The organism is Salegentibacter sp., assembly GCF_036568425.1.
In the GTDB taxonomy this organism is placed as follows: domain Bacteria; phylum Bacteroidota; class Bacteroidia; order Flavobacteriales; family Flavobacteriaceae; genus Salegentibacter.
This window is the reverse complement of record NZ_DATCSO010000121.1, coordinates 41,407-49,514: the sequence shown is the minus strand read 5'-3', so window position 1 is coordinate 49,514 and position 8,108 is coordinate 41,407. Positions and strand designations below refer to the sequence as shown.

General features: G+C 40.7%; 6 protein-coding genes. 4 read left to right on the top strand and 2 right to left on the bottom strand.

The window, feature by feature from the left end:
• Both VIM94_RS12190 and VIM94_RS12185 read left to right on the top strand, forming a co-directional pair.
• Nucleotides 1-921: class I tRNA ligase family protein (locus VIM94_RS12190; RefSeq protein ID WP_332039574.1), on the top strand; the 921-nt coding region annotated here is incomplete at its 5' end.
• A gap of 139 nt (nucleotides 922-1,060) precedes the next feature.
• Nucleotides 1,061-1,345, top strand: coding sequence for a GIY-YIG nuclease family protein (locus VIM94_RS12185; protein WP_332039573.1), 285 nt, complete (start codon nucleotides 1,061-1,063; stop codon nucleotides 1,343-1,345).
• Nucleotides 1,346-1,442: 97 nt separating this feature from the next.
• On the opposite strand, the gene rimM is transcribed toward VIM94_RS12185, so the two are convergent.
• Nucleotides 1,443-1,970, bottom strand: coding sequence for a ribosome maturation factor RimM (gene rimM / locus VIM94_RS12180; RefSeq protein WP_332039572.1), 528 nt, complete (start codon nucleotides 1,968-1,970; stop codon nucleotides 1,443-1,445).
• Nucleotides 1,971-1,983: 13 nt separating this feature from the next.
• Nucleotides 1,984-2,556 (bottom strand): 30S ribosomal protein S16, encoded by a 573-nt coding sequence (locus VIM94_RS12175; RefSeq protein WP_332039571.1) that lies wholly within the window; start codon nucleotides 2,554-2,556, stop codon nucleotides 1,984-1,986.
• A gap of 250 nt (nucleotides 2,557-2,806) precedes the next feature.
• On the opposite strand from VIM94_RS12175, the gene VIM94_RS12170 reads away from it, so the two are divergent.
• Nucleotides 2,807-3,253 carry a PA2169 family four-helix-bundle protein gene (locus VIM94_RS12170; RefSeq protein WP_332039570.1) on the top strand — a complete coding sequence of 149 codons (447 nt, stop codon included), beginning with the start codon at nucleotides 2,807-2,809 and terminating at the stop codon, nucleotides 3,251-3,253.
• A gap of 376 nt (nucleotides 3,254-3,629) precedes the next feature.
• Nucleotides 3,630-8,021 (top strand): DNA polymerase III subunit alpha, encoded by a 4,392-nt coding sequence (dnaE, locus tag VIM94_RS12165; protein WP_332039575.1) that lies wholly within the window; start codon nucleotides 3,630-3,632, stop codon nucleotides 8,019-8,021.
• The last annotated feature ends 87 nt before the right edge of the window (nucleotides 8,022-8,108 follow it).

The window sequence follows — 8,108 nt, the reverse complement described above, 5'->3', positions numbered from 1 at the left end:
AACCAGGGAATGATATTGGGGCAGAGTGCTTTTGTTTACAGGTTGGAAGGAGAAAATGTACTGGTTTCTAAAAACCTGGTCGGTAAGAATGAGGTTCAGCCTATTCACGTAGATGTTTCTTTAGTAAATCATTCAGATGAGCTGGATATCGAAGGCTTTAAAGAATGGCGCCCTGAATTTAAAGATGCCAAATTTTTAACCGAAAAGGACGGAGCTTATATTGTTGGTCGCGAAGTCGAAAAAATGTCGAAATCCAAATACAACGTGGTAAACCCCGATGATATTTGTGAAGACTACGGCGCTGATACTCTTAGAATGTACGAGATGTTCCTTGGTCCATTAGAGCAGGCGAAGCCCTGGAATACCGCAGGAATAACAGGGGTGCATAATTTCCTTAAAAAGCTTTGGAAATTGTACCACAACGGCGAACAGTTTGAAGTTTCCGAAGAAAAAGCTTCAGCCGAATCTTTGAAGTCTTTGCACAAAACCATTAAAAAAGTGACTGAAGATATCGAGGAATTCAGTTTTAATACTTCGGTTTCTACATTTATGATCTGTGTAAACGAACTTTCAGCACAAAAATGCAACAGCAGAGAAGTGTTGGAGCCTCTTGTTATTTTGATAGCTCCTTACGCGCCACATATCGCTGAAGAATTGTGGAACAAGTTAGGACATTCAGAATCTGTAGTGACAGCAGAATATCCGGTATATGAAGAAAAATACCTGGTAGAAAGCACCAAAAACTATCCGATTTCCTTCAATGGGAAAATGCGATTTACTATGGAATTACCGCTGGATATGCCAAAAGATGAGATTGAAAAAACGGTTTTAGCCGATGAGAGAACCCAGAAGCAATTGGACGGTCGTGCCCCGAAAAAGGTAATCGTAGTACCCGGTAAAATTGTAAATATTGTAGGCTAGAAAAATTGGAAGATTTTATAATTTGAAAATTTGAAAAATCCGTTTCCTCATCTGGGAACGGATTTTTCATTTTAGAAAGTTTCGTCACCCTGAATTTATTTCAGGGTCTAGGTTGAATTGAAGTTTATTATATTTAAAAGTGCAGAAAAGCTATATCTATATACTTTCAAATTCTACCCGGAATATGCTTTATATTGGGGTGACTTCAGATTTGCAAAAGCGAATTTCAGACCATAAAAATGGAATTGGTTCGTCATTTGCCCAGAAAAATCATCTCAAATACTTGATTTATTTTGAAGATTTTACAGCTATTACCCAAGCAATTGCAAGGGAGAAGCAATTAAAAAATTGGCATAAAGACTGGCAATGGAATTTGATTAAATCTGTAAATCCGGAGTTTAACGATCTCTATGATCAATTATGAAAAGGTTTATTACTTTACACAAGTTAGATGCTGAAACAAGTTCAGCATGACAAGTCAAGAGAAATAGTTCTCAAAGAAATAGCATCACGGCCTATCACTACCCAAGATACATCTCTACCAATCCTTCAGGAGTATTTAGATATATAGTTTTATTAGGTTTGTCTATCTTTTCGATAAACTCATCGTTCATGGGGATAAGGATCTCTTTATCGCCCTTTTGAATCTCAAATAGGGCCTGGGCAGTAGAATCGTTGATTCCTGTAATTTTACCAATATTGCCGTGCTTGGAATCGATGACCTCAAAACCAATGATCTCGTGGAAATAGAACTGATCTTCGTCGAGTTCGGGGAGCATAGTAAGAGGTAAGTAAGTGTGTGCTCCAATAAGGTCTTCCGCGTCCTGCTCGGTTTCTATGTCTTCGAATTTAACGCGAAGCAAGGTGCTTTTTTGCAGGGAACTTCTTTCAATAAAAAATGGAACCAGATTCTCATTGTATTCAATGAGAACCGATTCCATTTCTGTGTAAGCTTCAGGTTCATCGGTGTCCAGTTTGATGAGCACCTCCCCTTTAAAACTAAATTTAGCAACGATTTTTCCTAAATAGAAACATTCATCTTTAGTCATCGTCGCCTGAGAATTAGTCTTTTTTCTCTTCTGTTTTTGCTTCTTCGGCAGTTTGTGCATCTGAAGCGTCCTCAGCCTGGGCTTCTGCAGTATCTGCAGCAGCATCCGCTTCTTGTTCAGCTTCTTCGGCAGCCAGAGCTTCTTTAGCTTCAGCTTCACGTTTTGCATTGGCTTCCTTCTCAGCTTCAAGAGCCTTAGCTTTTTCAGCCTGTTGCTCTTTAGTAAGATTCTCTTTCTTGGCGTTGATCTTAGCTTCTTTTTCTTCTAACCAGGCCTGGAATTTCTTCTCAGCCTCCTCTTCAGTTAAAGCGCCTTTTTTCACTCCTCCGGCAAGGTGTCTTTTAAGCATCACCCCTTTGTAAGAAAGAATAGCACGGGCCGTATCTGTTGGTTGCGCCCCGTTTTCTAACCATTTTACCGCTCCGTCAATATCAAGTTCAATAGTTGCAGGATTGGTGTTTGGATTGTAGATTCCTAATTTATCAAGGAATTTACCATCTCTCTTTGAGCGCGCATCTGCGGCTACGATCCAGAAAAAAGGTTTCCCTTTTTTACCGTGTCTTTGTAATCTTAATTTTACTGGCATAAAAATTAATTTGTGGGGTTCCCGACCCCGATTATTAATAAGGCTGCAAAGATACTACAATTTTCTAATTTACAAGTCTTTGCAATTATATTTGTTGTTTAGGCTGAAAATCATAAATATTCTGAAGTTTTTAATGCTTTTTTTGGCGCTCTTGTTAAAAGCAGTTAATTAGTGCTAAAGCCTGTTAAACAGCTTGTTGGATATTAATAACGAATTTATATTTATAAATAAAAATCAATTTGAATTTGCTATGAAATACCCCGAAAAAATTGCCGAAAAACTCAACCGGCTTCTTGAAAAGAATATTGATGCAGAAAAGGGGTATCGTTTTGCATCTGAAAACGTTAAAGACCCTCAGTTAAAGGCTTATTTTGCCGAAAGGGCAGAAGAGCGTTACGATTTTATTCATCAGCTTAAAACTGAAATCAGGAGTTTTGGTGAAACACCTAAAGAAAAGTCCAGTCTTGCCGGGGACGCACACCGGACCTGGATGAATTTAAAAACTACTTTTTCTGCAAATAAAGCTGAGCCCAGCCTTGAGGAAGCTGTGCGAGGGGAAAAAATTGCCTTGCAGGAATATAAAGAGATCCTGGACGATCCGGAGGTGCCTGCCAGTACGGCAAATATTCTGTTGAAGCAGAAAAACGATATTGTAGCTGCCTTGAATAAAGTAAAGAGCCTGAAAATTAAGGCCTGATATCTTAAGAGCCGATATAAATCCAAATGAAAAGAATGAACCATAGCAACAAACTCAGCTTAGCTTTAAATTAAGACTGAATCGCTTGCAAGAGTATGTTTGAAAAAGTATAAATAAAGTAAAAATGTACGAGCAGATGTTTGATTGAAGTAGTAGTAGTTTTTAGTGTTCGTACAGACCTCACAGATTGCACAATGTGCTTTCTGTGAGGTTTTTTACTGAGGTGTATTATCAGGCTTTCCAAAACAGTTAATAAATCTTAAAAAGTTTCTTTTTTGCCAACATTAAATTTCCATATTTTTAGCCTTCTGATTTTTATTTGAAATTCTTATTCTGAAGGCTGTAAATCAGCTGGATGCCAAATTGTTTTCTGCCCATGTACCTGATATTTGATACCGAAACCACTGGATTACCTAAACGCTGGAATGCGCCTCTTACCGATACCGATAACTGGCCCAGGTGTATACAAATTGCCTGGCAGTTACATGACGAAATGGGGAATCTGGTTGAAAGCCAGGATTACTTGGTAAAACCAGAAGATTTCAATATTCCTTTTGATGCTGAAAAAATTCATGGGATCTCTACCGAGCTAGCCGAACAGGAGGGAATCAGCCTGGTAGAAGTACTGGAGAAATTTCAGGCGGCCCTGGATAAGACCAAATTTGTGGTGGGGCAGAATGTAGGTTTTGACCTGAATATCATGGGTGCCGAATTCTACAGAAAAAATGTAGAAAATACTTTGCAGGAGCTTCCTGTACTTGATACCTGTACCGAAATCACAGCCGATTTATGTAAAATTCCCGGAGGCCGGGGAGGAAGATTTAAACTGCCCACCCTCACCGAGCTTCATGAATATCTCTTTGACGAAGCCTTTGGAGAAGCTCATAACGCAACAGCCGATGTAGAGGCTACAACCCGCTGTTTTCTTGAGCTTATCCGTAGACGAGCCTTTACCTCCAGCCAGTTAGGAGTGCCGGCAGGATATTTCGAGCGCTTTGAAGAACATAATCCTGAGCCTTTTAAGCTTATTGGTTTAAAGCATATTAATTTAAAGAAAGCTTCAGAAAGAATAAGGAAGGAACTTCAGGAACAACAGCCTTCCGATGAAATTACCACAGAGGAGATCGAGGAGAATTTGCAAAAACTTGATGAGATTCCCTTTGCACATTTACATAATCATTCCCAGTTTTCCATCCTTCAGTCCACCATCAGCATAAAAGACCTGGTGGAAGTTGCTGCCAAAGAAAATATGCCTGCCGTAGCCCTTACCGATCATGGGAATATGATGGGCGCCTTTCATTTTGTGAAAGAGGTGGGAGATTATAATAAGTCGGTTAAAACGAAAAATGAAGAGGCGCTGGCCAATAATGAACCGCCGGTAGGCAAGGAATTAAAAGCCATTTTAGGCTGTGAATTCTTTGTTTGTGAGAATCATGCCGATAAATCCCGCAAAGACAACGGTTATCAAATTGTGATGCTTGCCAAGAATAAAAAAGGTTATCACAACCTGGCAAAAATGTCTTCAAAGGCTTATACCGATGGGTTTTATTATGTTCCGCGAATAGATAAAGAAATCATACAACAGTATAAGGAAGATATCATTGTTCTTACCGGAAACCTTTATGGGGAAGTCCCGGGCAAGGTCCTGAACGTTGGAGAAAATCAAGCTGAAGAGGCTTTGCTTTGGTGGAAAGAACAATTTGGAGATGATCTTTATATAGAGTTAATGCGTCATGGCCAGGAAGAGGAGCGCAGGGTAAATGAGGTGTTGGTTCAATTCTCGAAGAAACATCAGGTGAAGTTAGTAGCTTCAAATAATACTTATTATTGCGCTAAGGAAGATGCTAACGCCCACGATATTTTGCTCTGTGTAAAAGATGGTGAGAAACAGGCCACGCCCATTGGACGTGGTAGGGGGTACCGTTACGGTTTGCCTAATCAGGAATACTATTTCAAGAGTTCAGAAGAGATGAAGAATCTCTTCAAGGATTTGCCTGAAGCGATATCTAATATTAAGGAGGTAGTCGATAAGATCGAGCCTTTTGAGTTGGCCCGGGATGTGCTGTTGCCGGCATTTACGATTCCAGATGAATTTCTTCATTCTGAAGATAAGCTGGATGGAGGGAAACGGGGAGAAAACGCCTATCTGAAACATATTACTTACCAGGGAGCCCAAGACCGTTACGGAGAATTAACCCCGGATATTAAAGAAAGATTGGATTTTGAACTTTCGGTAATTGAAAATACAGGGTATCCCGGATATTTCCTTATCGTTGAAGACTTTATTCGCGAGGCCCGGAATATGGATGTTTCGGTTGGACCAGGCCGGGGATCGGCTGCGGGTAGTGCTGTGGCTTATTGTCTTGGAATTACCAATATAGATCCGATTAAGTACGATCTGCTTTTTGAGCGTTTCCTTAATCCGGACAGGGTGAGCATGCCCGATATCGATATTGACTTTGATGATGAAGGCCGAAGCCGGGTTATGGATTATGTGATCCAGAAATACGGAGCCAATCAGGTAGCACAGATCATCACTTACGGAACTATGGCCGCTAAATCCTCGATAAGAGACACGGCCAGGGTGCTTGATCTCCCATTAATGGATGCCGATAGAATTTCGAAGCTTATTCCTACCATGGCCAAACTGAGCAAAATTTTCGGGATGGATGAGAAAGAGCTGAAAAAGAAATTCAGAAGTGAAGAGCTTGACAAGGTAAATGAACTCCTGAATATTTCTGAAGGTGACGACCTGGAGGCGCAAACCGTTAACCAGGCGAGAATCCTTGAAGGCTCTGTGCGAAACACCGGAATTCATGCCTGCGGGGTGATTATCACTCCCAGCGATATCACCAATTATGTACCGGTTTCAGTAGCAAAGGATTCTGATCTTTATGTGACCCAGTTCGATAACTCGGTGGTGGAAAATGCCGGACTTCTAAAAATGGACTTTCTGGGTCTTAAAACCCTTACCCTGATTAAAGACACGGTGAAAATCGTGAAAGGACGCCACAATATAGATCTTAATCCAGACAACTTTCCTTTGGATGATGAGGAAACCTATAAATTGTTCCAACGCGGTGAAACGGTAGGAATATTTCAATATGAATCGCCGGGGATGCAAAAACACATGAAAGACCTGAAACCTACGGTCTTTGATGATCTTATCGCGATGAATGCCTTGTATCGTCCGGGCCCGATGGAATATATTCCAAGCTTTATCGCCCGGAAACACGGGGAGGAAGAGATTGCTTACGATTTGCCCGATATGGAGGAATACCTGCAGGAAACCTACGGAATCACCGTTTACCAGGAGCAGGTGATGTTGTTGTCACAAAAGCTTGCAGGCTTTACTAAAGGTGAAGCCGATGTACTTCGAAAAGCGATGGGGAAAAAGATCTTTGCCTTGCTGGAACAACTTAAGCCAAAGTTTCTGGATGGAGGAGAGGAAAAAGGACATCCGCGAGAAGTTTTGGAAAAGATATGGAAAGACTGGGAAGCTTTCGCGGCTTACGCTTTCAATAAATCGCATTCTACCTGCTATGCCTGGATTGCTTATCAAACAGCTTACTTAAAAGCACATTATCCGGCCGAGTATATGGCTGCGGTGCTTTCCAATAACATGAATGATATTAAGCAGGTGACCTTCTTTATGGAGGAGTGTAAGCGAATGAAACTTAAAGTACTTGGGCCCGATGTAAACGAATCTTATTACAAATTTTCGGTAAATAAAGAAAATGCGGTACGCTTTGGGATGGGAGCCATAAAAGGAGTTGGTGCCGGTGCTGTGGCTACAATAGTGGAGAACCGTAAAACTGAAGAAGGTCCCTACAAATCTATCTTTGATATGGCTAAGCGTATAGATTTGCGTGCTGCTAATAAAAAAGCTTTTGAGAACCTTGCCCTGGCAGGTGGTTTTGATGGGTTTGGGGATACTCACCGTGCTCAATATTTTCACGATGCGGGAGACGGAATAAGCTTTCTTGAGAAAGTGGTAAAATATGCGGCTAAATTCCAGGAGAATCAAAATTCTTCGCAGGTAAGTCTGTTTGGAGAAGCCAGTGAAGTGCAAATTCCCGAACCCGAAGTGCCACCTTGCGAAGAATGGGGAACCATGGAAAAACTGCGCCGGGAGAAAGAAGTGGTGGGTATTTATATTTCCGGGCATCCTCTGGATGATTTTAGGCTGGAGATGAAGTATTTCTGCAATGCTGTACTAGCCGATCTTGAAGACCTTGAGCGGTGCATTAACCGTTCTCTCAGCCTTGGGGGAGTGATTACTGATGTACAGCATCGCACCACTAAGCAGGGGCAGGGTTGGGCTATCTTTACGGTAGAAGATTATCATTCTTCTTATGAGTTCAAGTTGTTCAAGGAGGAGTACCTTAAATTCAGGCATTTTTTGGTGCCAAATTCTTTTGTGCATGTCAAGATCAATATAAAAGAAGGTTGGCATAATAAGGAAACAGGTAAGAAATTCGATCCTAAAATTCAGTTTACAGATTTTATGCTGTTACACGAAGTGATGGATACCTATGCGAAAAAACTGACGATTCAGCTTAATATTGACGATCTTAAAGAAGATAATATTCAATGGATGAAAGAAACCTTCAGAAATCATCGTGGCAACCACATCCTTAATTTTGTTGTTTATGAGATGAAAGAACAGGTAAAGTTGCATATGCCAAGCAGGAAACAGAAAATTCAGATCTCCCAGGAACTGCTTACTGCCCTGGAGGAACAACAGGTTTTATATAAGCTGAATTAGCCTATTTTACTGAAATAAAGACACCTAATATGCTCATAATGAAATACAATATTGAGTTTGTAAGGAAACCGAAAATATTTGACTAAT

Excerpts from the sequence above, each read along its gene's own strand:
- VIM94_RS12170 (WP_332039570.1), top strand. The coding sequence starts at position 2,807 with ATGAAATACCCCGAAAAAATTGCCGAAAAACTCAACCGGCTTCTTGAA.
- dnaE (WP_332039575.1), top strand. The coding sequence starts at position 3,630 with ATGTACCTGATATTTGATACCGAAACCACTGGATTACCTAAACGCTGG.
- rimM (WP_332039572.1), bottom strand. The coding sequence starts at position 1,970 with ATGACTAAAGATGAATGTTTCTATTTAGGAAAAATCGTTGCTAAATTT.
- VIM94_RS12175 (WP_332039571.1), bottom strand. The coding sequence starts at position 2,556 with ATGCCAGTAAAATTAAGATTACAAAGACACGGTAAAAAAGGGAAACCT.